Source organism: Shewanella sp. 2_MG-2023, from assembly GCF_030548905.1.
Lineage (GTDB): Bacteria > Pseudomonadota > Gammaproteobacteria > Enterobacterales > Shewanellaceae > Shewanella > Shewanella electrodiphila.
Window position 1 is genome coordinate 1 of sequence record NZ_JAUOSO010000009.1, and the last position, 23,528, is coordinate 23,528.

Consider the following 23,528-nt stretch of genomic DNA (forward strand, 5'->3'; position numbering starts at 1 on the left):
TGGCGGAGCGGACGGGACTCGAACCCGCGACCCCCGGCGTGACAGGCCGGTATTCTAACCAACTGAACTACCGCTCCACTTAAGTTGCGAAGAATAATAGAGATGTCGTCAAAAACCGTCAACCGTTTTTTTTATTTTTTTGTCTGTTTAGCCAAAAAATGTTCAACCAAGCTTAATTCATGAGCTTTTTGGATGTAAATAAACCAGTTTAGTGCCCTTCTTGTGATGTCATTATTTTCATCAAACAATAAAACTCATAACCAATAAATATCTAATCAGTAATTAACCACGGGGTTACTCTCTTTTTTCAAAAGAAGAACCTATTTATTGATAAATACTTAAACAAGCGTGAATACTGAATCAAGTGTGAATACTGAAGCAAGTGTGAATACTTAAGCAAGTGTGAATACTGAGTCCATAGCTGATCTACAGCTTGGTCAGCTATAGACTTTTATAGCTTGATAAGCTGCTTTAAAGCTCCTATCAATACTGCTTTTAAACATGAAAAAGCTAGCATTAAAGTGAGCCACAAAACGTTAAGCAGTTACAATACGTATTTAGCTGAAAACATAATGCGATTTAACTCTCCTTCATCGCCATTTTCTTTACTGTTTTTAGCGTACATGTACTCAACACCTACTGTCAGAGGCTTAACAGGTGAATAGAGTAAATTAACATAGCCAGAGTATGAGTCTTTATTGACCTCATCTGCCATCAAGCTGGTATTGTTATCAGCACTAAAGGCTGAAGCTGTTAAGCTAGTACGCCATTTATCATTCCACCAGTGACGATAAGCAATAAAACCCCCATAGGATGAAATGGTGTCAATATCGCCATCAGCATCAATAACGCCGGCATTTACATAATTTAATGCCATATAACGACCTAAACCTTCTCCATATGTCGCTGTAAATTTTAAATCATCTTTTCCGACTGGAAGTATGCCGCTAACGCTTACACCGTAACCCATAGCTGTGGCATCTAACTGAATATCATTGATTTCGGTTTCTATATTGAGCTGCCTTGCAATACCGGCAAAAGAAAACTTAGCCCCCTGCTCTGTTTTAATGTTATATCTTGCGACAACGTCTGGCACCATGCCACTACCACTCACAATTCTGCTTGTACTTTGATAAGCATTTAGTGTTGTTTCGGGGTTTTCTAATGAAAATTGAAACCCACCATTGGTATATCTAACTTGCGTTTGACGAACAAACGGTGTCCCTTCAGCAGCACCAACAAAATCAAGGTTTTCAGGTAACGCTGCAGGGTTTTGAAAAGTGGTCCAAGACTGGCCTACAGTCCAATTGTCAAAACTGACAAAGGCATGACGAATACGCGGCGAATAGCTATTAGAAACACGTTCATTGCCATCAGCATGTGTCATAAAATCTAACTCAATAAAACTCGTTAATTTATGATCGTCGATACTGCTAACCGTTTTAAAATTAAATCTTGATTCCCTAGCTTGAAAATCAACAACCTGACTGCCATTACCATCAACGCCATAGATAGTGCCAGGCACATAAAACTGCCTTGAGATTGAACCAGAGTCAGGTGCGCCATTACTATAATCACTGAACATGGTATCGACTTTTATATAGCCACCAAAGTTCACGTCAGTGTCATCAATCACTGATGCGCTTACATTTGTTGCGGCAAGTGCGCTGGCGACCACTAGCCCTATTAAGCTCAATCCTTTGTTTAATTTAAAAGATTTAACATCTGATGACTTTAGCTTGGCGTTAACTACACAGTTTTTCATTACATCACCTTATTTTTATTTATAACCTTCCATCGCATCCGTAAATGATGAGAAAGATTGGGATTTAGGAATTTTTAATATCCATGGTGTGATGATAAAACTGGAATTTGTTCCAAAATGTGGGTTACTAGAAGGTTTACAAAAAGAAACTCAGTCGTAACAAGAAAGTTAAAAGCGAGTCCCAAAGATTTGATTTTAGTGATAAATGTCGCTTTTTGGATTGAGTACCATAATGTGAATAAGCTTTCTTTAACACGCTAAATGATTAACTAATAGAAGATTGATGGTGAGATGATTAAAAATGGAGCTAACATTGTAGCTCCAACGTAGTAGTTACTTTTCGTCTGGCATGGTTAAATCAAGATCATCAATGCTTGGTTCGTCAGTATTCTCAGCACCACCCTCTTGCTCTAAACGCAGTTTTGTGGCCGCTAACGCTTTGTTTAGCGCTTGTTTCTTGCGCCAAATAATTAAACCTAGAATGCCAATCACTAATAAACTGCCGTTAATGACTAAAATCCAGAATATGGCTTTGTCTTTTGCTGCTGCCTCTTCTTGCGCTGCTTTAATCGCTGCACGCTGGGCTAACTCTTCGGCTGATGGTGGCGGCGCAGGGGGTTCAATTAAATTGAAAAACTGCTCGGGTAAGTCCAGTACAATCTCACGGCCTTCAATGGTCGTTGAGACTGCTGAGCCTTTAATTCGATAGCTACCAAAGCCAGTGACCGATGGGATAGCGAGTAAGGTTTCAGCGAACTGAACCTCATTAAAGCTTATCGGTAACTTAAGGCCAGCGGGTCCGACAATATCAAAATGAAAATGAGTTTGTTCAAGTTGTAAAACGTCGTCATCAACGTTTAACTGAAGATGCCAAACACCGTTTAATTTATCTTCGGGTTCAATTACATCTACAGCAATCGGTTTTTCTGATAAGTAAAATGGGTAGCTAATTTCTCGTTGAAATATATTATTTCGAGCTTCAACCGTTAAGGTGTAATTTCCCCACGGTTGATTGAGGTTTTTCTTACCAGTAAAGATACCATCATCAGGTACTTCATCTAGCCCTTCGCCATTGTCTTTATAGGAACCTACGATGACAGTTCCGGTGGTAAAGTTTGCGTCAGTGTTTTTATGATGACTGGCAAACTTAACAGTCCACTCAATCATGTAATCAAGCCCGGGCAGCCTGACTGTTAATCCATCCCCTAATAAACGCGATGTCACTTTTAAACGCTCGCCTTGAAATAAAGGCTGTGGAATTGGCTCAACGTCAATTTCAAGGTTAGACACTTTTTGAATGGTTGAATTGGGCGCTAAACTGCCCAACAGCTGCCATGGACCAGGCATTGGCTTTTGGATTTTTATCATATCACCAGTCAAGCCATCAACCCATTTGACAGACTCAGGATGCCTATCGGCATACCATTTAGAACCATCGGGTAATATGACAATAACGGGCGCGGAGCCGTATTCACGTTGCACTAATAATGTCAGTTCATCGACCATATGATCAATTCTGAACCTATTTTTAAGTTCAGTGGCCTGTGTATATGGCACAGCTAACGCCAATTGAGAAAAGGTGCTTGCAATCAGTATTAGCAGTGACAATGCCAGTGACATTAAATACGGTTTAATTCCATTCATTACTTGCGCTTTTACCTTAATTTTTAGGCTTCACCTCTCCAGAGGCACTTCCCCGATTTCTTGACTAAATCAAGACGTTCGTCATGTAATACTAATTCATCGGCCGTAGCTGAGATCACTTTAAGATTAAACTCATTTTGATCAATTAATTGTATCCCACCACCCTCTTGCCCCGCTTTTTCATTGGACAAATTAAACTTAATTTGTCCGCCCGTCATGATCAGATAAACATCTGCAAGAATTTCGGCATCTAATAACGCGCCGTGATAAGTACGACGCGAAAGATCGATACCATAACGACGACACAGGGCATCAAGGTTGTTCTTTTGCCCAGGGTGAAGATGTTTTGCAACGGTTAATGAATCGAGAATGCCACAAATATCAGCAGTTTTGGGGCCGATGGGTTGAAGGTTTGCAAATTCGTGATCCATGAAGCTGATATCGAACGGCGCGTTATGTGCGACGATTTCAGCCCCATCAATAAAGTCGATAAATGCTTGGGCTATTTGATGAAAACGTGGCTCTTTTGCTACTCGTTCATCAGTGATGCCATGTACTTCAATTGCTTCAGGATCAATGAGCTGACCAGGGTTAATATATTGATGGTAAGTTCTACCGGTTAATTTACGGTCAATGACTTCAACACAACCAATTTCAATAATGCGGTGACCAATATAAACAGGCCCGCCTGCTTGGTTCATACCCGTTGTTTCTGTATCTAAAATAACCTGGCGACTTGCGCTAGAAATAATATTCATAGGTAACTCAATTAATAGTTGTGTATTTAAGTATAATTGCCGCAATTAATACGTATTGTATGGTAACAATTTGATGTCAGAACTAAAACAAATCAAAATTTATACTGATGGCTCATGTCTGGGTAATCCAGGTCCTGGCGGATACGGTATTGTAATGAAATATAAGCAGCAAACCAAAGAATTGTCTGACGGATTTAAATTAACCACTAATAATCGCATGGAATTATTAGCCCCAATCATAGCATTAGAAGCCTTATATGAACCGTGTAATATTATTTTAACGAGTGATAGCCAATATATGCGTCAAGGGATCACGCAATGGATCCACGGATGGAAAAAAAGAGGTTGGATAACATCCACTAAAACACCCGTTAAGAATGTCGATTTATGGAAACGCCTCGATGCAGTCAGTCAAATTCACCAAATGGATTGGCGCTGGGTTAAAGGTCATGCTGGACACGCTGAGAATGAACGCTGTGATGATTTAGCTAGGTGGGCAGCAGAAGCTAAACCGGAGCAAGAAGATGAAAACTATAAGCCTGAATAAATTTTACTTAGTTTGGGTTTTTTAATTTATTTGAATGACCCGTTCTACCTGCTGTTGATGCTGGCGCCCATTGAGGTGCCCGCGCTTTTTTCTTTTCTCTAATCGGTGTCAAAGGTGACTCCATTTTTCTCGCCACAATAAGATAAACACTACCAATACCAGGAAGCCATCGCTCAATTCGGTTTTGCCACCAAGCACCTTGGTTAATATCGCCTATAAGCGGGTGATATATAAATCGTTCATCTTGCAATATTTTATAACCCAAAAGCCCTAGCCAATCTTTGACCCTTGCAGGCATGAAGAATTGTCCAGACCAAGGAAGTTTTGTTTGATATTTAGGCATAACCTTTCCAATAAATGCAGTGCTAACCGGATTAAACCCGCAAATAAAGATATAACCACCGCTGATCATCACTCTATCGACTTCCCTAAGTAACCGGTAAGGATCTTGTTCAAACTCTATAAGAAAGCTCATTAAAACCGCATCCATAGAACCACTATTGAGCGGTAAATGGTGGGGGTCAGCAATGATTGATGCTCCTTCTCCATCGTGAATAGAAAAATGACGAGCAATGTTGCAGTGTAAACTGGAGATTTGATGGCTAAGAGGGCCAAGTTTAAGTAAATGATAACCGAATATTCTTGGCCACCAACTAGCCAGTTGCTGCTCAACTGCTAATTGGATCTCATCACCACAAGGTAATTGATGCCATTGCTGCGGTTTCTCATTTTTTGACATGAACAATAACCCTTTAAGATTGTAACGCCTCACTTGAGTATAACGATTTTTGAGTTTTTTTGAACTAAAGTCCCTAAGGCGATTCAATAAATTATGCTATTGACAACAGTAGGTAAATTAAGCAGAATTTTCGAATATCTGGACTTTGGCTACCAACATGCGAGCCGCTCAAAGTTTAACGATCAATACCAATTCTGTATCAACATATGCTCTTCATTTCTAGTCTGTATTTCCGCTTTAATAGATGATTCAATCAAGGCAATTTGTTCAGATAAGGTATACAAGACTCTCAAGTGGCAGGCCATTATTTGGCGTCTCTAAGATAATCCGTTAATCTGTAGCTTCATCTATTATCAAGGTTGCTTTCATGCTCTCTGTTATTACCATCCCAGCTTTTAATGACAATTACATTTGGCTTTTCCATCAAGCTAATTCTAACAAAGCTTATGTGGTCGACCCAGGTTGTGCACAGAGTGTATTAACCTATTTAAATCAAGCTGATGCTCAAGGCAATAAACTAGAATTAGTGGGTATTTTGATTACCCATCATCATGCTGACCACACCGGTGGTATCGCTGAACTACAGCAAGCTCATCAACAGCAGTTAGCGGTATATGGTCCAAGCAAAGAAAAAATTAGTGGTCTGACTCAATTAATCGAGCATGATCAGACAATGTCACTACCCCATATAAGCAGCCCTGTTAAGGTCATCGAAGTGCCAGGCCATACCCTTGGTCATATTGCTTATTCAATAGAGGACGCCTTATTTTGTGGCGATACCCTCTTTAGTGGCGGCTGCGGACGATTATTTGAAGGAACGGCTGAACAAATGAGGGCTTCATTAGCGAAACTATCATCCTTAAATGCAAATACAAAAGTCTATTGCGCCCATGAATATACCCAAGCAAATTTAGCCTTTGCCATCGCTGTTGAGCCGAATAATAGTGCACTGCAGCAATATCAACAGTCAGTTCACAAGGCAAGAGAGAACAACATTTCAACAATCCCTACTACTATTGCAACAGAATTAGCAATTAATCCATTTCTGAGAAGTAATTGTACAGAAATCAAACAATCTATTTCTGAGCAATTTAATGTAGAGAATCCGACCGATTTACAGACATTTACCCTATTAAGGCAATGGAAAAATAATTTTTAAAAATACTGACAAAGCCAAGCAAACGTAACTAAGCAAAGACATCAAGCGTGTTTTGCTCTACAATGCCGCTTTAATTTTGACCAATACTTTAGGCTTACAACCTTGTTAAGCCTGTTTTGCAAGACTTAGGAATATTGTTTTTGATGCACAAATCTTTATATATTTTTATTGGTGGAATGGCCTTTTTAACAGGTTGTCAAACTCTTACAACACCAAAACCGACCCCAGAGCCGATTGCTATTCAAAAGCCTGTAGAGCCTGAAGACACTATCGTAAAAGTTGAAAAACCAGTTGAAATTACCGATGTATGGCAGCGTATTAGCCTACAAATGGAAATGCCGATAGATGATCATAAACTGGTTAATCAGTATCGTGACTGGTATCTGGCTAACCCTAGACATTTGGAAATTGTTTCAAAACGTGCTGAGCCATATCTTCATTACATTGTAGAAGAGCTAGAAAAGCGTGATATGCCAATCGAAATCGCGTTATTACCTATTGTAGAAAGCTCATTCGACCCTTCAGCTTATTCAGCAAGTGCTGCGTCTGGACTCTGGCAATTAACCTCACCTATCTCCAATCATTTTGGCGTAAAGAGTGACTGGTGGTACGACGGTCGCCGTGATGTGCCAGCTGCAACGATTGCCGCATTAGATTTTCTTGAATACCTGTACGACCGTACAGGCGAGAACTGGTTGTATGCCATTGCAGCTTATAATACTGGTGAAGGCCGTGTAAATAATGCTGTGCGCCGTAATAAAGCTGCAGGTAAAAGCACAGAGTTTTGGGCTTTATCATTACCTAGAGAAACACAGCGCTATGTCCCGCAGTTAATTGCCTTATCTGACGTTATTAAAAATGCTGATAAATATGGCATTAATCTAACACCTATCAGTAATGAACCTCATATCGCCATCGTTGATATCCAAAGTCAGATGGACTTAAAGCTTGCTGCTGATTTAGCAGATATGAATATTAATGAGCTTAAAAGTTTAAATCCTGGGCTTGACCGCTGGGCGACATCACCTGATGGTCCCCATACTTTGGTTGTGCCTTACGACAAAAAAGATGTTTTTGAGCAAAAGCTTGCCCAATTAGATCCAAAATCAAAGCTAAATTGGCATCGCTATAAAATTCAATCTGGTGATACGGTCAGTCATATTGCGAAACGTTTTGATACTTCACCCTCGTTTATCCGTTCTAGTAATAACCTAAAGAACAACAATATCCGTGCTGGCCGATATCTTATAATTCCAGTTCCACCTGAAGGGGCTGATTTAACAACCGATGAGCTATTAGCACAAAACCAGTTAACACCTAAAGCGATGACGTATACCGTTAAGTCTGGCGATTCATTATGGGTTATTGCACGTCAGTTTGATGTCTCTGTAGATGCGTTAATTCGCTGGAATAGATTACCTAAAAATGGCGCATTAAGCATAGGTAAAGTACTGACGATTGGCAGTCCAACATCTAGTAATGCCACAGAGCGTACGGTTAATTATAAAGTGCGTTCAGGGGATTCTTTAGCACGTATCGCTAATCGGTTTAATGTCTCAGTCGATGACTTAATCAAGTGGAATAAGCTGCATAACACTAAATACATTCAACCAGGTCAAATGTTAAGACTCGTTGTTGATGTGAGTAAAGTGAACGCGTAACAGTGTTAATCTAATGAAATGATGATTGTCGATGAATACCACATTCTATAATGTAGCATTCAATAACATTCAATAACATTCAATAGCACAACGAATAAAAACGGCCAGTGAAATCACTGGCCGTTTTTTATTTCATGCATACTAAATCAGTTCAATAAGCTGTTTTATTTAACGATAAGCGGCGTTGAACCTGCATTGATTAACGGTAAGCTACTGCCTTCGGCTTTACCTGCAAATTTTACTTCAAAGCGATAACCAGGGCCTGAAACTTTTTCCATAATCGCAGCAGGAACACTGAATCTAGATTTAATCGTTTGTGCTGGTGCTAACGTCACATCTCTTAACGCTTGGGTATACATCATATCTTGCGATGATGACCATACCTTTTGCCCTTTAGGATCGTATAACCACAAATCAGCTGTCATTCCCGAATTAAATCTTAGATTAACACTACGACTTTGGCTGTTAGTGACTGTATGTGTCAATGACATTGCTTTACTTGGATCGGTATATTCTTTAGCTTCTAAAAATCCGACTAACAGTGTTTCAGCCATTGTTGAGACTCCAGCGCCTAACATAATTGTTTTGGCTTGCATTACGGGTTTCACCTCTGCCGCTGCCTCTTTGCTGTTTTGTGCTGTAACATCGGTACTTGTCGCACTACAACCTACTAACAGTAAACTTAAGCAACCTATAAAACGTTTCATTAAAACCCTCCTAATTTTTTAAACAAGCTATCTTTTAGCTTATCAGTTTCACCTTTTAACTTAGCATCAAACAATGCGCTAGTATCAATACCAAATTTAGGGTCTTGCATACTGCCTTTAATGGTTAAAGGTATATCCACACCAGCTAACGCATCGCTGCCACCGCCTTGACCTGCAAGTGAACCAACGACAGATGTCGTAAGTTTATAATCAACAGTTTGCGAGTCAATATTGGCACTACCATTACCAGCTAAACGTATTAATGGCGAAGCCATTGATAAATCTGGGTTAGTAAATACCGCATTTTTCAGTGAATAAGAACCGGTTAAACTGGTGAAGTCAGTTTTGAGTTCTTCATCATTTTTAGCTGATAAATCCCCTTTTAACTTATCTTGAGCACTACGGATCATTTGCGGAATATTCACCCCGTAAAGCGAACCATCAGCAATAGCAAAATCACCATTTGCTAATAGGTTTTTCTTCAAGTTGTCAGGGATTAAACTCTTACCAGAACCTTTGACATTAAAGTTTGCAGCGCCAGAAATTAAATCAATATCAGCAGCATCTTTTAATAGCGGACGGAATTGTACCCCTGAAAGCGTTTGCTCGAAATTGTAACTTGCCACTTTTTGGCGTCCATCAAGTTTTGCTTTAGCTGTGATACTACCCTCGTACAAATTAGCTGAAAAATCACTCAGATTAGCAATACCATCTTTCACAGTCGCTTTCATTTTCCAGTCTTGAGTTAATAAATTTGAAACCTTTATCGACTTAACCGTCATGCCTAAGGTTAAATCAATCGTTTTAAGCGCCGATAAATCGGGCTCCTCGGCAGGTGTTGTTGAAGCAACTTGCTCTGTTTCTTTGGTTTCAGTTTGTTCACTTGCTGGCATTATGGAATCAAGGTCTATATCACCAAAATCCATCTGCACATTAATTTTCGGGATCTTATTGCCATAGTTCACTTTGATGTCACCAGTAGCATTAATATCCATTGCTGACAGCTTACTAATTGCAACCTGAAGCGTTTGCGAATCAAGTGCAACATGAATATCAGTGACTAGTTGGGTTGATAACTTCTTATTGGGGATACTGTCACCGGCTACATCAGTATTGATAGAAAAACCACTTATCATCACTTTCGATAAATCATGTTGCACAGTCAATTGGCCTTCGCCGTTACTATTTACCGTCATATCAGGCATCTGCGCTGAAAAGTCATAAGCAAAATCAGCAGCATTGCCTAACGAGAATTCACCTAAGGTTAAGCTATTTAACATGAAGACTTGTTTGGTATCACTAACCTCATCAATGAGGTTAATCCTAGTATTGGTAATTGATACGCCACCGATTTGTAGGCTTTGAAGTTGCAAATCGCTTTTTTCTGAAGGTGCAGCCTCTTCTTTAGGTGCTGTGGCAGCCTTGTCACCACTAAGACCATCTAAACTGTTAGCGCCATCTTTTTTTGTCACCATGTTAAGTGTCAAACCATCTAATGAAAGCATGGCAATTTCAACTTCTTGGCTTAATAGCGGCATCAATGCCACATTGGCAACCGCTTCATTGATTTCAACAAAAGTCGCTGGGGCGAAGTTCTCAGGGTTGGACAATGTTATTCCGCCCAAATTAATGCCGATAGAAGGAAAGAAACTCCAACTTAAATCATCTTTAATAGCAAACTCACGCCCAGTTTGTTCTTTTACCGCATCTACAATTTGTGGTTTAAAACTATTGAGATCAAAAAATACCGTTAAATACACAACCAGTATTAAAATCAAACTAGCCATAATACCTAATAGCCATTTAAGTGCCTTCATGTTTGCATCCTTGTAAGCAAATTGAAATTTAATGAGAAATTCTGTTCTATATATGAGTTTAGCTTAATACCATTAAATCTAAAGGTTTTTCAGAGACTGCTATACCATTTTTATCGGCATAAACCATCATGTTAGGTTTTATTGTGACTCCAGCGATTTCAATATTCGCATTCACTAGGCCGACATCTTTTTTATCGGTTTTGATTGGGTTGCTCGCAAGTGCTTGAACACCAATATCAATAGTAGCAAGGGTACCAACATCACGCACAGCGCCATAAATAATGATCCCTTCCCAATCATTATTTGCCGCAGATTCTGCAATCATATCACCTAATAACGCACGTCGGCATGCACCGCCACCATCAACGACTAGGACTTTTCCTTTACCTGAACTGGCTAATGTTGATTTAACTTTTGAATTATCTTCAAAACACTTAACCGTCACTATTTCGCCATAGAAAATAGTTTTACCACCATATGTATTCCAATTCGATTGAACCAAAGTCAGTTTATCTTCATAATAATCAAATAAATCAGGCAATAAATCTAACATCTCACACTCCATGTACTAATTTAATAAGACTATCATTAATATAAACGTGTATAGCTATTGAAACAATTCATTAATCTGAATAGACTGTCGCTATAGTTGATTGTTCATGGATGAAAACACTGCAATATCCTTATTGCTATTCATTAACCCACCTTTCTAAGTAGTTTTCAATATGACAGATATTAATTTACAAAATGTTATTAATGCTTTCGATGAATTAGATTTTGAAAATCGTACCACTAAGAGTTTAGAGAATGCTCGTAACAGAGTTCAAATGAAGACCTATTTGTCTTCTTTAGATTACAGCTTACGTCGTATCAAAATTCTTGAGGAAGTCGTTTCTGAGTTAGTTGAAGAAAAGCAAACCGAACTCGTAAAACAAGAGCATATTCAGACATATAAAGCCAAAGTTATTCAGCTTTCTAGAGAGTTCAAAATCTCTTATCAAGATGTGTTAAGTATTATGTTGAAATTAAAACAAGATGAGAAATGAATACAAAGTAAGTTATTCACTCAACTCTGAAGATATTAATTATATTTTATTCAGATAAAACTGATGTCTTTGGGAAAATGAAATTTCTGAAATACAGCATTAAATTATCTTAAATATAATCATCAATATCCGCTGTAGCAATTTACCTATCGTTAAACTCACTTAAAATAATATACCAGATAAACATATGACCTAAGTGAGTGATGACTTTTATAAAGCGAGTTAGCTTTTACAGTTAATCCTGTCATTGATATAAAATTTGTATCAATGACACAAAAGCTGAGTATTCGAAAAAGCCATTAGACTTTAAAATTACCAACAATACTTTCTAATTGAGTAGAACCTTCTGCTATTTGTATACTACTATTAGAAAGTTGTTCATTGTGAGTTTTATTTTCAACAGACATGTCATTGATTCTTGTAATGTTCATATTAAGTTCAGATATAACAGCGCTTTGCTCTTCAGTAGCGCCAGCAATTTGAATGTTCATTTGCGATATGTCACCAATCGCTGTTTTAATCGAATTGAGTGCAGCTTCTACTTTTTGGGTTTCTGTCACCGTTTCATCAGATTGCGTTATCGCGCGTTCGACTGACTGGTTAACATTTTCAATAGCTTCTCTGATAGCATCAATAATGCCATTAATTTCGCGGGTAGAATCTTGAGTTCGGCTCGCTAATGTTCTTACTTCATCAGCTACAACTGCGAAACCTCGACCAGCTTCACCAGCTCTTGCTGCTTCGATCGCTGCATTCAGAGCCAATAAGTTAGTCTGCTCCGCAATACCTACAATAACATCCAATATTTGCCCTATTTGGCTGGAACTGACCTTTAATCCTTTCGCTACAGTTTCAGTTTGTTGAAGTTCCGTGGATAAATCGCCAATTTTCACTATCGCATTATCAACAATCTCAGCCGTTTTATCCGCTTCGCTATCAGCAACATTAGCACTTGATGCTGCAGTTTGGGCGTTTGAAGCCACTTCAGCTGCAGTCATCGACATCTCATTAATTGCAGTGGCGACATTTTCAGTTTCCATTTGCACGTTGGAAGATATTTGATTGGCCTGTGAAGAAATAGTCGATAAATCATTAGCCAGAGTATGACTCTCTGACACAGAATCCGCGACCGAGGACACTAACTTTTGAATTTTATCAGTGAAAATATTAAAGTTTTGCGCGATTTGGTTTAATTCATCTTGACCAGCTTCAGACAACCTTAATGTTAAATCCCCTTCGCCTTTCGCAATATTCTCAAAAGCAGTAATGGTTTGCGACATGGGTTCAGCAATACTGCGAGTAATGACAAACAAAATAATGATGATTGGCAACCATACAATCAGTAAAAGTATTAAATATTGCATAGCAAATTCTGTCTTTTGAGCTTGGATATCATCGATATAAATGCCGGTTCCGATAATCCATCCCCATGGCTGAAAACGCTCTACCACACTCATTTTAGGACTAGGTGAATCTTGTTCTGGCTTATTCCACATATAATTCACAGTGGCATTCTTAGCGGAGTTTGTATGTTCAATCATTAACTGGAATAAAGGAACATTATCAGGATCACGCATTGATAACACGTTAGTATCGATTAATTTTTTAGCGAAAGCATGCTGCACCATTATCCCATCAAGGTTGATAGTAAAAAAATACTCATTGCCAGAATAACGTAGTTCATTTAGCGCTGTTATTGCCGCCGCCTTTGCTTCAGCCTCGGTTAATTTTCCTTCTTGTGACTGCTGATGAAACTGCGAAATAACTGAACTCGCTACCCCAACCAAAGAAGTTAACTTCGATTCTTTTTCTTGTACTAGAACATTATCAATACGATTAAAAGCGAAGAAGAACATTAGGATAGTGGCAAATGCAGCCACGATAATCATTGCTAGTAAGCGATTTGCAATGCTTGTTTTACGAAAGAAAAGATAGACAGCATTCATGATATATCACCGTATTCTTATAATAGGGATTAGATCACATGCGTGATCACTGTGAGGCTTCCCAGATCAAATACCACTTAATTAAGTTTAGAAATACCACACCTATACAATCGACCATATATGGGAATTATTTAGGGTTTAACGCTACAAATATCTAAATAAAAATATTATCGATAGATCTAGTCTGTTTTTCACACTACAACTAATGCAACAATTTAAACATCAAAGAGGCATAAAAATTGAGATAATTACTAGTGTTAACCATCTAATTTAACAACGAAAAATTTGTAATATAAAGAGTTACTATTCAGTAAAAGTAGTTGATGTATTTACATCTCGCAAGTACTTAACTGCCCGTCATGGTTAGTTATTCTTTAATTAGACAATAATATTTTATATTAGATATTAATGCTTAAATGAAGAAAATTAAAACAGAAACGCTGCTACCGCTTTATGGTTAGGGTTAGGGCTATAACTAGAGCTATAACTATGGCTTATCGCTATATATTTCGATTCTATTTTTACCTTTTTGTTTCGCTAGGTATAAAGCTTTATCGCCTTGATTAATTAACTCATGCATATTCAATGACTGATTTTTGTTGGTAGCTAAACCAATAGAAACGGTGACTCTTAAGTTTTTATCAGGCCAATAGAGTTTTGCCACGTCGGTTAATATTGATTCCGCAATTTGCTGTAGCTCTGACTCACTAAAGCAATGGAATACCGATAAGAACTCTTCCCCACCATATCGAATGTTCATCCCTGTATAACGTCCACAATGCTGCCTGATGATTTGTGCAACACCATAAATCACATTATCACCCACTTGATGCCCGTATACATCATTGATTGATTTAAAGTTATCTATATCAATCATGAGTAAACTCATACCTTGCTTTGATTGCTTTGCATTTTGGACAAATAGAGCTGCATTTTGGGTTAAGTAGAGTCTATTTTTTAATTCGGTTAATGGATCGGTTACCGCTTGTAGCGATAATTTACGCTGGCTGGCTTTTAACTTAAGTTGCTGACTGCGGATTTGTGAATATTGTTCAAAACTTGTATGTGTTTCAGACTCTCGTCTTAAACAAGCAATAAGGCACATGATATAAATAGCCGACATGATAGATAAACGATCTATTTCTTCTGCAAAATCATGCTCTAACCTTAAAGGAGATATCATCCATACGTAACAAATTGCCATAAATGTAAGTGCGATAAAACTGGCTTTGAACGGCAAGCGTGACAAGGCGCCGACATAAGCCATGACCAATATACCGCCCGATTGATAGTTAAAATCCCCTCCGTGCATTGCCATTTGGCCAATATAAGTCAATGACCAATAAACACATAACACTAAAGTTAATTCAGCTAAATCTAAATGTTTTGGCGAATAACGTTTTAATAATAATAAAAGTGCCACACATAAAAAAGAAAAAAACAGGCGGGTCATTGTTGCTAGCCACGCATCTTCCTGTAAGTGCTGATAGTCAAAATAACCAAATAACAGGTATATCGGAATAACTGAAAGCACAAACCCCGAATAAGGCAACATGACTTGGTAAATGTGAAAGTGTTTAAAGCGCCAAAAGGTATATTCTGAACGATGTATTTTGGCAGAGCCTTTCAAATAATCGAACATATAATTCCCTGAGTTATTTTAAGGTTATACTTGTTTAATTTGATTGTAGGACAACTGAAATTAGGTAGCAATAATTGACCATAAAATCATAAAATAGTTATCGAAAACAATCTTTTTTGGAAATAATCTAATAGAACACGCTGTAATGACAATCTATCTGAGAGTTGTGAATTTCGATTAAAGATTGGTGCAATGGATGAAGGAGTACAGGGAACGTTGTAAAAGATCACTCGCCATTTAACAACCCGAATCTGTACTAAACTTTTTAAGCATCCAAACATCACAGCCACCGTGAATGGTACCATCCAGAGGTTGGTTAAGATGCTCAAAACCTACTTTCTCGTATAGCTTAATCGCAGCGGTCATACTGGTTAATGTATCTAAATAACATTGTTTAAACCCCATATCTTCAGCAAATTCCAAGCAAGCTTGAGTGAGTTGCATGCCTATACCTAATCCACGGCTCTCGGGTAGCAAAAATAACTTACGAAGCTCACAAGTATCTTCTGACTCATTGAAAGAAGCGACGCCACCACAACCTAAAATTTTCCCATCTAACGATGCCACTAGATAGATACTCTTATTATTGTAATGATAATGCTGACTCATTTGCTCTACTTCAGGATCTGACGGTCCAAAACCTTCGCCAATCGCACCAAATTCCTTGCCAACGGTTTTAATAATTAATGCAACTTCGCTATCTTGTTCTGCAACAATTGGTTTAATCACTATATTCATCTTCATAGTCTTTTAGTATTCCAACATTTATGACTTTTCACCTTACCAGCTAAATTTAACATTTCAAAGATTAGCAATATTCATTAATACATATAGACATGATTATACTAAAACGAACCTTTAAAGCTCACAACTGCATCAAGTAATAGGTTTTGATTTTTAGCTATTCTAGGCATTTTTACGATGAGTAATAACAAGAGTTGCTCAGTAAGACATGCATCTGACTAATAATAAGTGATGAAAGGAGTTAATGTTGTGAAAAGTAAACTTTGTTGCAAAGTCATCTTATACAGCAAAATAGATATAGAATAGTTAAACTTTATAGCTTCTAAAACAATTATAGATAAGCTTCGCTAAAGTGTGAAGCCTAAACTGATGTTGTAAAAAACGATGTTAAAGAAACCTATGTTAGAGAAACCAATGTTAGAGAAACCAATATTAAAGAAGCTAACCTCGAAGAATCAATTCTATTTGATTATGCAGCAACCACAAGTTGAGCTTTTCTAAGCGGGTTGAGTCTATTATGCATCACTTTAATTGTTTCAAATTGCTGCAGAGTTTTGTTCTCAGATAATGGACACTCTTTAGACAGTACCATCACTAATGCAGCTTGTAGGCTATTCTCAACTACCATGACTAAAACGCGAGTACCATTAGCATTGAGGTTAAATAACTTACCGACTTCACAATAAACACATTCTTGGCTTATTTCAAAAAACCAAGATTTAGGCATTTGTGGTTTTAACAAAAAATGGGCAGCGGTTGCATTTAGTGCTGTTTGAACAACAGCAGCATCTGACATATTGATAACTTTTGGAAGCGTTTCAAGCAAGTTGATATAGAATTTAGCGTGCTCGACACTAAATTCCGATGTTATTAATGCATCAGGAATGAGCGCTTTAGTTTTGTATGGGGTTAAGAACTCCATCTCGGAACCTAATGAAATACTTAATTGCTTATAGTTTTCATTATATTCCCACTGCCAGTCCTTATTTGGCATTAATAACATTTTTTAGTACCTAATTATAAGAATACAAGGTGATAATAGTTTATATTTCAGACAATATCAAAACATTATTGAATATTTTTGATATAAAGATCATAAAGTTACAACGATCGAAAGATCGTTATTTCGATCGCTATAACTTTATTAGATCTAAAAAAAGGATCTTTGGTTGGTTTTTAAACTATTCAGATCTTATTTTGCTTTATAGGCTTTTACAATATCATTAATTAATCCAGGACCTTGGTAAATAAAGCCAGTATATATCTGAACTAATTGAGAACCTGCGTCAAATTTAGCTAAAGCATCTTCTGCACTATTAATTCCGCCAACGCCAATAATTGGGATCTCACCGTTTAAATATTCAGCTAATTGTTTGATCACTTTAGTTGAAAGATCGGTTAACGGTTTACCACTCAAACCACCCATTTCATCCGCATTATCAAGGCCAACCACAGCATCACGACTTAATGTAGTGTTTGTGGCAATTGCGCCGTCAAATTTACTTTTCAATAATGACTCAGCAATTTTCTCAATTTCTTCAGTGGTTAAATCTGGCGCTATTTTCAATGCAACTGGAACATATTTATTATACTTTTTAGCTAGCTCTGCTTGCTTTTCTTTTAGCGAGCTTAATAAATCATCTAACAATTCACCGTATTGCATTGTACGAAGACCCGGTGTATTTGGTGATGAAATATTAACCGCAATATAATCTGCATGTTGATAAACTTTTTCCATGCAAATTAAGTAATCGTTTTTGCCTTCTTCAACCGGAGTATCTTTATTTTTACCAATATTCACACCAACAATAATGTCTGTTTTTTTAGCCATTAAGTTTCGGACTAAATTATCAACACCTTTATTATTAAAACCCATACGATTAATAATCGCTTTAGCTGGTTTTAATCTGAATAAACGTGGTTGCTCGTTACCTGGTTGTGGTCGAGGAGTGACAGTGCCGACTTCTACATGCCCAAAACCCATGGCATGGAATGCATCAATCGATTCACCGTCTTTATCTAAGCCTGCAGCAAGGCCTACAGGGTTATTGAATGTAATACCCATGCAAGTCACTGGAGCAGCGCTAACATTTTGACTATAAAATAGGTTTAAAGGGTTGTTTCCAGTGTTTTTTAAACTTCCAATAGCGATGTTATGCGCTACTTCTGGATCCATTTGAAACATTACTTTTTGTGCAACTTTGTAAAAAAACATGCTTTCTCCTAAACCTAAAAAAAACCCCGGCTATTTGCCAGGGCTTGTTCACTTATTATAAATAATTATCTCGGTCCTTCGCAATGAAGGATCAACAAATTAAGTTCACGTAACGCCACCGAGAATTTGGCAAAGTCATGACTTTGAGAGACTTTAAAGTCTGCTAATAGGTGGAACCAACGTTCCAATAGCTTCTCGTTATTGTCTATCCATTGCTGAATAATTGAATCGGCATTACAAGTATCTGTACACGCTCGCAGCACAGTAGAGCTCAGTGCGCGTTGCTGCCAATCCAATTCTTCTCTGAAGGCGGCACGAGCAAGCGCTTGCCAATGGTTAGATACGGGCTGATTACTAATTTGTTCAAGGAACCAATGTAATTCAACTTTTGCACCAAGTCTGAAATAGGTTTCAGCCACAAGCTGAACTGACTTACCTTCGATTTGGGCAATTTGGGCGATATCTAACGCTGAGAACAAGGTACTCATTTTAGCAACAACTTGTGCTAAAGACTCAGGTACTTTTTGTTCTGTTAGTGATTTTATTTCAGTTGAAATCGCAATCACTTCAGCAGCAATCATATACTGATCAACATTGGTCTTTAATTCTTCAAATACAGGTTTGAAGAACGCCACTGTTTGCTCAATATTTTCACCTTTGGTGCGATGACGGATGAACCAGCGACAAGCACGGCGCATATTGCGACGTAATTGATGCAGCATTTCACTTTGCACGTCAGCAGACACAATACCGTTTAATTCAGTAATTGATTGAGTTAAATCAGCTAAACCGAAAACTTCGCGAGCCATAGTATAACAAATTGCGGCTTCGGCTACTGTGGCACCTGTCTCATCTTGCATGCGTTGCACGAAATTAAAGCCCATGTCATTAACAAGTTCATTAGCTAATGAAGTCGCAATAATTTCACCGCGCAATGGATGCGCAATCATTTTATCAGCATATTTGTCTTGTAATTTCTGAGGAAAATAAGCCGTTAGCAATTTACTTAAGAATGTATCTTCAGTGATTTCTGCTGTAACTAATTGCTCTTTTAATACCATTTTTCCATAAGCAACTAACACAGATAATTCTGGACGAGTTAATGCTCTGCTATTGGCTAAACGATCTGCAAGTTCATCATCTGTTGGAAGGAACTCTAACGCTCTATCCAACTTGCCATCTTTTTCAAGATACTGAATATAACGAATGTGTTCTTTTAATTGTGAAACACCGTGAGCCTGCGTCACTGAAATTGTACGAGTTTGATCATTACAATCTTGAAGTACAATATCCCCCACTTCATCAGTCATTGATTCTAATAAGCGGTTACGTTGCTTAACGGTAAGTTCACCGTCTGCCACTAACGTATTGAGTAAGATTTTAATGTTCACTTCATTATCTGAACAATCAACACCGCCAACATTATCAACAAAGTCAGTATTAACTCGACCACCATTAGCCGCAAATTCAATACGGCCTAATTGTGTCGCACCTAAATTACCACCTTCACCAATGATCTTAGCGTTTAATTCATTACCATTGACACGAATAGCATCATTTGCACGATCGCCAACTTCAGCATGCGTTTCAGAAGTTGCTTTAACGTAAGTACCAATACCACCATTCCAAATCAAATCAACACGCATTTTTAGCAATGCTTGCATTAACTGGTTCGGGGTCATGGTGTCTGAATCAGTTTCAAGCATTCCCTTGATTTCTTTAGTCAACTTAAGTGACTTAGCAGAACGATTAAAAATCACCCCACCTTTAGACATCAATTTAGTGTTGTAATCTTCCCAGCTTGAACGCGGTAGATTAAACAAACGCTCACGCTCTACGTAACTCTTTTCAGTATCCGGGTTTGGATCAACAAAGATATGCATGTGGTTAAATGCTGCAACGAGCTTAGTATGGCGCGATAACAACATACCGTTACCAAATACATCGCCAGCCATGTCACCCACTGCTAAACAGGTAAAATCAGTTGTTTGGCAATCAATACCTTCTTCACGGAAATGACGTTTAACCGATTCCCAAGCGCCTTTCGCAGTAATACCCATTTTTTTATGGTCATAACCGTTACTGCCGCCAGATGCGAAAGCATCACCTAACCAGAAGTCATACTCAATGGCAATTTCGTTGGCAATATCAGAGAAAGTCGCAGTACCTTTATCAGCTGCAACAACGAGGTATGCATCATCTTCATCATGACGTACTACATCTTTTGGCGGTACCACTTTGCCTTCAATGATGTTGTCGCTGATATCAAGTAAACCACGGATAAATAATCGGTAACATGCTTGGCCTTCATTAAAGAATGCCTCGCGGCCACCTTCAGTTGGTAGCTGTTTACACACGAAGCCACCTTTTGCACCAACAGGTACAATAACGGTGTTTTTAACCTGTTGCGCTTTTACAAGACCAAGCACTTCAGTACGGAAATCTTCACGTCTGTCAGACCAACGTAAACCACCACGCGCTACTTTACCGCCACGTAAATGAACACCTTCAACTCGCGGAGAGTATACGAAGATTTCAAATTTCGGTAATGGGCGAGGCATTTCAGGAATGTCTTCAGGTAAGAACTTAAACGAAATGTACGGCTTGTTTTCGTTTTTGTTCAATGTTTGATAGAAATTGGTACGTAGTGTTGCGTTGATCAAATCTAAATAACGACGAATAATACGATCATCATCTAAGCTCGATACGTCCTCAAGACGCAAATCCACCTGTTCTAAAAACTTATTTAACGTACGAGTTTTTAATTTTGGATTAAATTTACGAATGAACATTTTAACTAGTAAGTCAGCTATTTGCGGATAGCGATTAAACGTTTCTTCAATGTATGACTGACTAAAAGTTGCATCTATTTGACGCATATATTTAGCGTAAGCACGCAAAATAGACACTTCACGACCCGTTAAGCTGGTCGCTAAAATCATTCGGTTAAAGCCATCATCTTCAAGTTCTTTATCCCAAACTTGTGATAATGCATTTTGAAAACGATCTTGGCTATCAGCAAGGTTTTCAATGGCAGCGCCCTGCACTGTCATTAAGAAGTCTAAAATCCAGAAGGTTTGACCATCTGCAGTTTTAACTTCGTACGGACGTTCATTAATGACCCGCAAACCAAAGTTTTCAAGCATAGGTAGCACATCAGAAAGATGAATAGGTTCATCTTTATGAAATAGCTTTAAGCGAACTTTATTATCATTTAATGCCGTTTCTTGTGGCTGATAAAAAAGCATGCCCAATTTATGTTCGTCGTTCAATGCTTCAAGGTGTTGAATATCAACCACTGCTGAACTAGGCAACACATCTTCTTTATAACTCGGTGAAAATGCCGTGAAGTAACGCTTAATAAGACCCGTTCCTGACTGCTCACCAAGAGCATTATTCAGTGAACTATGTAGTTTATCTTCCCAAGAGCGAGCTGCTTCAATTAGGTTTTTCTCAATAGCAGCCACATCGACGTCCATATTATTATTGTCAACTTTAATGATGTAATGAGTACGCGCTAAAGTTGATTCTGAGAAGTAAGTGGTAAATTCAACATCTTCACTACTGTTAAAATGTTGAGCCAAAATGCGTTGTGTATCTTGACGTAATTTGGTGTTGTAACGATCTTTTGATACATACACCAAACAAGATAAGAAACGACCAAAACCGTCTTTACGGACAAATAACTTTAATTTGTCACGATCTTGCATTTCTAAAACGCCGCGAGCGATATGAGCAAGCTCATCTTCTTTAGCTTGTATCAGCTCATCGCGAGGTAAGTTCTCAAGGATATTCATTAACGCTTTATAGTCATGAGAGCGAGGCGTTAAACCAGATTGCTCCATAACGCGTTCAACTTTACCAGCAAGTAGCGGAATTTCACGTGGGCTTCGGTTATATAAATTAGAAGCATATAGGCCTAAGAATCGGTCTTCGCCTATGACATTACCTGCTTTATCAAAACGTTTGATACCCACATAATCGACATATGCAGGGCGATGTACACGACTTTTGGTTGAGCTTTTAGTAAGCACTAATAAGCTTTCATCCAGCGCTTCTTTACGGGCAGAAGCTGAGAACGTAGACAAAAGTAATCCACGATCTGCATGTTCAGCACTCGAGCGGCTCATTAAGCCTAAGCTTGAATCCAAATCTGGTACTAACTCAACATCACCTTCAACACGCTTTAACTCGTAATGTCTGTAACCAAGTAATGTAAAATGATGATTATTGAGATAAGTTAGGAATTTAGTCGCTTCTTCCATTTCAGCTTTATCGCCTGGAAATGGTTGTTTTGGTAATTGCTTAACCGTCTCGGTTAACTTATCTGACATTTGCTGCCAATCATCAACTGAAGACACAACATCAGCAAAAACTGATTCAAGTTCTTTACCAATGGCTTTAATATCGGCTTCGCTACTTTGACGATCGATTTCAATTAAAAATACCGCAACATTTTCAGTTGCTTCTGGCGCATCTTTAATAAAAGAAACTTCTTTAACCAATTCCTCATCACGAACTAATGCTAACGGTGTATGTAACACCATGTGCGCCGTAATGCCCATGCGGTTTAATGCCATAGTCACTGAATCAACCAAGAAAGGCATATCTGGTTGAATAATTTCAATAATACTATGGGTAGACTGCCAGCCATGTTTCGACTGACTTGGGTTAAACACACGGATGTGGCTGTTGGTTTTAGCTGATTTGTTTAGCGCATTCCAAAGGCTTAGTACGGCACCATAAAGGTCGCTGTCATTACGAGCATTTAAGTCGTCTTTTGACATATGGGCGTATATACAATTGGCAAATTGCTCAACTTGTTTAGCTTGAGAATTAGGGATTTTTTTATGAATTAAATTGACTACATTTTCTAGTAGTACTGAAGGCATTGCATCTTTAAAGGCCATGTTGCAGTTTCCTTAAGCGTTTATGGCAGCGCTTTTATCATTATATTGGATGCTTCGGCTTGTTGATTCAGTCTAAAACTGAGATCTGGAGCAAAGTTTATTACTAATTAACTGCTATATCGAGCACTATTTTAGTGGTAGATCCTCTAAAATCCTTGTTAACTATAGAATTATAGTCACTATTTGACCAATCAAGCGTTTAGATAGACTAACTATGCAAAAAAAAGA

Annotated in this window: 17 protein-coding genes and 1 tRNA gene; 4 read left to right on the plus strand and 14 right to left on the minus strand. The window is 38.2% G+C overall.

The annotated features are described in order from the left end of the window. The 4 genes from Q4600_RS10410 to dnaQ all read right to left on the minus strand — a co-directional run bounded on the left by Q4600_RS10410 (position 1) and on the right by dnaQ (position 4,167). Positions 1-77 (minus strand) — tRNA-Asp (locus Q4600_RS10410). Positions 78-544: 467 nt separating this feature from the next. Beyond that, positions 545-1,765 (minus strand): DcaP family trimeric outer membrane transporter, encoded by a 1,221-nt coding sequence (locus tag Q4600_RS10415; RefSeq protein WP_303516041.1) that lies wholly within the window; start codon positions 1,763-1,765, stop codon positions 545-547. A gap of 333 nt (positions 1,766-2,098) precedes the next feature. Beyond that, on the minus strand, positions 2,099-3,409 hold the full coding sequence (locus tag Q4600_RS10420) for a TIGR03503 family protein (RefSeq protein WP_102528757.1): 1,311 nt from the start codon (positions 3,407-3,409) through the stop codon (positions 2,099-2,101). Positions 3,410-3,432: 23 nt separating this feature from the next. Further along, positions 3,433-4,167, minus strand: coding sequence for a DNA polymerase III subunit epsilon (dnaQ, locus tag Q4600_RS10425; RefSeq protein WP_102528756.1), 735 nt, complete (start codon positions 4,165-4,167; stop codon positions 3,433-3,435). A 73-nt stretch (positions 4,168-4,240) separates the two neighbouring features. Here dnaQ and rnhA point away from each other — a divergent pair, with 73 nt between their 5' ends. Beyond that, positions 4,241-4,714, plus strand: coding sequence for a ribonuclease HI (rnhA, locus tag Q4600_RS10430; protein WP_102528755.1), 474 nt, complete (start codon positions 4,241-4,243; stop codon positions 4,712-4,714). Positions 4,715-4,721: 7 nt separating this feature from the next. On the opposite strand, the gene Q4600_RS10435 is transcribed toward rnhA, so the two are convergent. Then, positions 4,722-5,453 (minus strand): class I SAM-dependent methyltransferase, encoded by a 732-nt coding sequence (locus Q4600_RS10435; RefSeq protein WP_303516050.1) that lies wholly within the window; start codon positions 5,451-5,453, stop codon positions 4,722-4,724. 367 nt (positions 5,454-5,820) lie between these two features. Between Q4600_RS10435 and gloB the strand changes: the two genes are divergently transcribed. Further along, positions 5,821-6,612 carry a hydroxyacylglutathione hydrolase gene (gene gloB / locus Q4600_RS10440; RefSeq protein WP_303516053.1) on the plus strand — a complete coding sequence of 264 codons (792 nt, stop codon included), beginning with the start codon at positions 5,821-5,823 and terminating at the stop codon, positions 6,610-6,612. A 143-nt stretch (positions 6,613-6,755) separates the two neighbouring features. Beyond that, complete coding sequence (locus Q4600_RS10445) at positions 6,756-8,273, plus strand: LysM peptidoglycan-binding domain-containing protein (protein ID WP_303516056.1); 1,518 nt, start codon at positions 6,756-6,758, stop codon at positions 8,271-8,273. A 164-nt stretch (positions 8,274-8,437) separates the two neighbouring features. On the opposite strand, the gene Q4600_RS10450 is transcribed toward Q4600_RS10445, so the two are convergent. From Q4600_RS10450 to Q4600_RS10460, 3 genes are read right to left on the minus strand one after another with little or no spacing between them, the layout of a single operon-like run. After that, positions 8,438-8,980, minus strand: a complete 543-nt coding sequence (locus Q4600_RS10450; RefSeq protein WP_102528751.1) for a BsuPI-related putative proteinase inhibitor — start codon at positions 8,978-8,980, stop codon at positions 8,438-8,440. Next, complete coding sequence (locus Q4600_RS10455; protein WP_303516060.1) at positions 8,980-10,797, minus strand: AsmA family protein; 1,818 nt, start codon at positions 10,795-10,797, stop codon at positions 8,980-8,982. The genes Q4600_RS10450 and Q4600_RS10455 overlap by 1 nt, the downstream gene beginning before the upstream one ends. Before the next feature lie 58 nt (positions 10,798-10,855). After that, complete coding sequence (locus tag Q4600_RS10460) at positions 10,856-11,350, minus strand: putative 4-hydroxy-4-methyl-2-oxoglutarate aldolase (RefSeq protein ID WP_303516062.1); 495 nt, start codon at positions 11,348-11,350, stop codon at positions 10,856-10,858. A 172-nt stretch (positions 11,351-11,522) separates the two neighbouring features. Here Q4600_RS10460 and Q4600_RS10465 point away from each other — a divergent pair, with 172 nt between their 5' ends. Further along, on the plus strand, positions 11,523-11,843 hold the full coding sequence (locus Q4600_RS10465) for a hypothetical protein (protein WP_248955316.1): 321 nt from the start codon (positions 11,523-11,525) through the stop codon (positions 11,841-11,843). A gap of 299 nt (positions 11,844-12,142) precedes the next feature. On the opposite strand, the gene Q4600_RS10470 is transcribed toward Q4600_RS10465, so the two are convergent. The 6 genes from Q4600_RS10470 to Q4600_RS10495 all read right to left on the minus strand — a co-directional run bounded on the left by Q4600_RS10470 (position 12,143) and on the right by Q4600_RS10495 (position 23,300). Continuing rightward, positions 12,143-13,789: a methyl-accepting chemotaxis protein gene (locus tag Q4600_RS10470; protein ID WP_303516066.1), complete on the minus strand. Its 1,647-nt coding sequence runs from the start codon at positions 13,787-13,789 to the stop codon at positions 12,143-12,145. A gap of 487 nt (positions 13,790-14,276) precedes the next feature. Then, positions 14,277-15,431, minus strand: a complete 1,155-nt coding sequence (locus Q4600_RS10475) for a GGDEF domain-containing protein (protein WP_102528746.1) — start codon at positions 15,429-15,431, stop codon at positions 14,277-14,279. Positions 15,432-15,668: 237 nt separating this feature from the next. Beyond that, positions 15,669-16,169 carry a GNAT family N-acetyltransferase gene (locus Q4600_RS10480; RefSeq protein ID WP_102528745.1) on the minus strand — a complete coding sequence of 167 codons (501 nt, stop codon included), beginning with the start codon at positions 16,167-16,169 and terminating at the stop codon, positions 15,669-15,671. A gap of 475 nt (positions 16,170-16,644) precedes the next feature. Further along, entirely contained in the window at positions 16,645-17,178 is a 534-nt protein-coding gene (locus Q4600_RS10485) for a cell division protein ZapC (RefSeq protein WP_102528744.1), read from the minus strand. 189 nt (positions 17,179-17,367) lie between these two features. Beyond that, a complete protein-coding gene (gene pyrD, locus Q4600_RS10490; protein ID WP_102528743.1) occupies positions 17,368-18,390 on the minus strand; it encodes a quinone-dependent dihydroorotate dehydrogenase in 1,023 nt (340 codons plus the stop codon). A gap of 65 nt (positions 18,391-18,455) precedes the next feature. Beyond that, positions 18,456-23,300 carry an NAD-glutamate dehydrogenase gene (locus tag Q4600_RS10495; protein ID WP_102528742.1) on the minus strand — a complete coding sequence of 1,615 codons (4,845 nt, stop codon included), beginning with the start codon at positions 23,298-23,300 and terminating at the stop codon, positions 18,456-18,458. Between the last annotated feature and the right edge of the window lie 228 nt (positions 23,301-23,528).

What these genes read in the sequence shown, in the direction of transcription:
- Q4600_RS10450 (WP_102528751.1), bottom strand. Translation starts at nt 8,980, where the DNA reads ATGAAACGTTTTATAGGTTGCTTAAGTTTACTGTTAGTAGGTTGTAGT.
- Q4600_RS10480 (WP_102528745.1), bottom strand. Translation starts at nt 16,169, where the DNA reads ATGAATATAGTGATTAAACCAATTGTTGCAGAACAAGATAGCGAAGTT.
- Q4600_RS10460 (WP_303516062.1), bottom strand. Translation starts at nt 11,350, where the DNA reads ATGTTAGATTTATTGCCTGATTTATTTGATTATTATGAAGATAAACTG.
- Q4600_RS10435 (WP_303516050.1), bottom strand. Translation starts at nt 5,453, where the DNA reads ATGTCAAAAAATGAGAAACCGCAGCAATGGCATCAATTACCTTGTGGT.
- Q4600_RS10495 (WP_102528742.1), bottom strand. Translation starts at nt 23,300, where the DNA reads ATGGCCTTTAAAGATGCAATGCCTTCAGTACTACTAGAAAATGTAGTC.
- Q4600_RS10475 (WP_102528746.1), bottom strand. Translation starts at nt 15,431, where the DNA reads ATGTTCGATTATTTGAAAGGCTCTGCCAAAATACATCGTTCAGAATAT.
- Q4600_RS10420 (WP_102528757.1), bottom strand. Translation starts at nt 3,409, where the DNA reads ATGAATGGAATTAAACCGTATTTAATGTCACTGGCATTGTCACTGCTA.
- Q4600_RS10455 (WP_303516060.1), bottom strand. Translation starts at nt 10,797, where the DNA reads ATGAAGGCACTTAAATGGCTATTAGGTATTATGGCTAGTTTGATTTTA.
- gloB (WP_303516053.1), top strand. Translation starts at nt 5,821, where the DNA reads ATGCTCTCTGTTATTACCATCCCAGCTTTTAATGACAATTACATTTGG.
- Q4600_RS10485 (WP_102528744.1), bottom strand. Translation starts at nt 17,178, where the DNA reads ATGTTATTAATGCCAAATAAGGACTGGCAGTGGGAATATAATGAAAAC.
- Q4600_RS10445 (WP_303516056.1), top strand. Translation starts at nt 6,756, where the DNA reads ATGCACAAATCTTTATATATTTTTATTGGTGGAATGGCCTTTTTAACA.
- Q4600_RS10470 (WP_303516066.1), bottom strand. Translation starts at nt 13,789, where the DNA reads ATGAATGCTGTCTATCTTTTCTTTCGTAAAACAAGCATTGCAAATCGC.
- Q4600_RS10465 (WP_248955316.1), top strand. Translation starts at nt 11,523, where the DNA reads ATGACAGATATTAATTTACAAAATGTTATTAATGCTTTCGATGAATTA.
- Q4600_RS10415 (WP_303516041.1), bottom strand. Translation starts at nt 1,765, where the DNA reads ATGAAAAACTGTGTAGTTAACGCCAAGCTAAAGTCATCAGATGTTAAA.
- dnaQ (WP_102528756.1), bottom strand. Translation starts at nt 4,167, where the DNA reads ATGAATATTATTTCTAGCGCAAGTCGCCAGGTTATTTTAGATACAGAA.
- rnhA (WP_102528755.1), top strand. Translation starts at nt 4,241, where the DNA reads ATGTCAGAACTAAAACAAATCAAAATTTATACTGATGGCTCATGTCTG.
- pyrD (WP_102528743.1), bottom strand. Translation starts at nt 18,390, where the DNA reads ATGTTTTTTTACAAAGTTGCACAAAAAGTAATGTTTCAAATGGATCCA.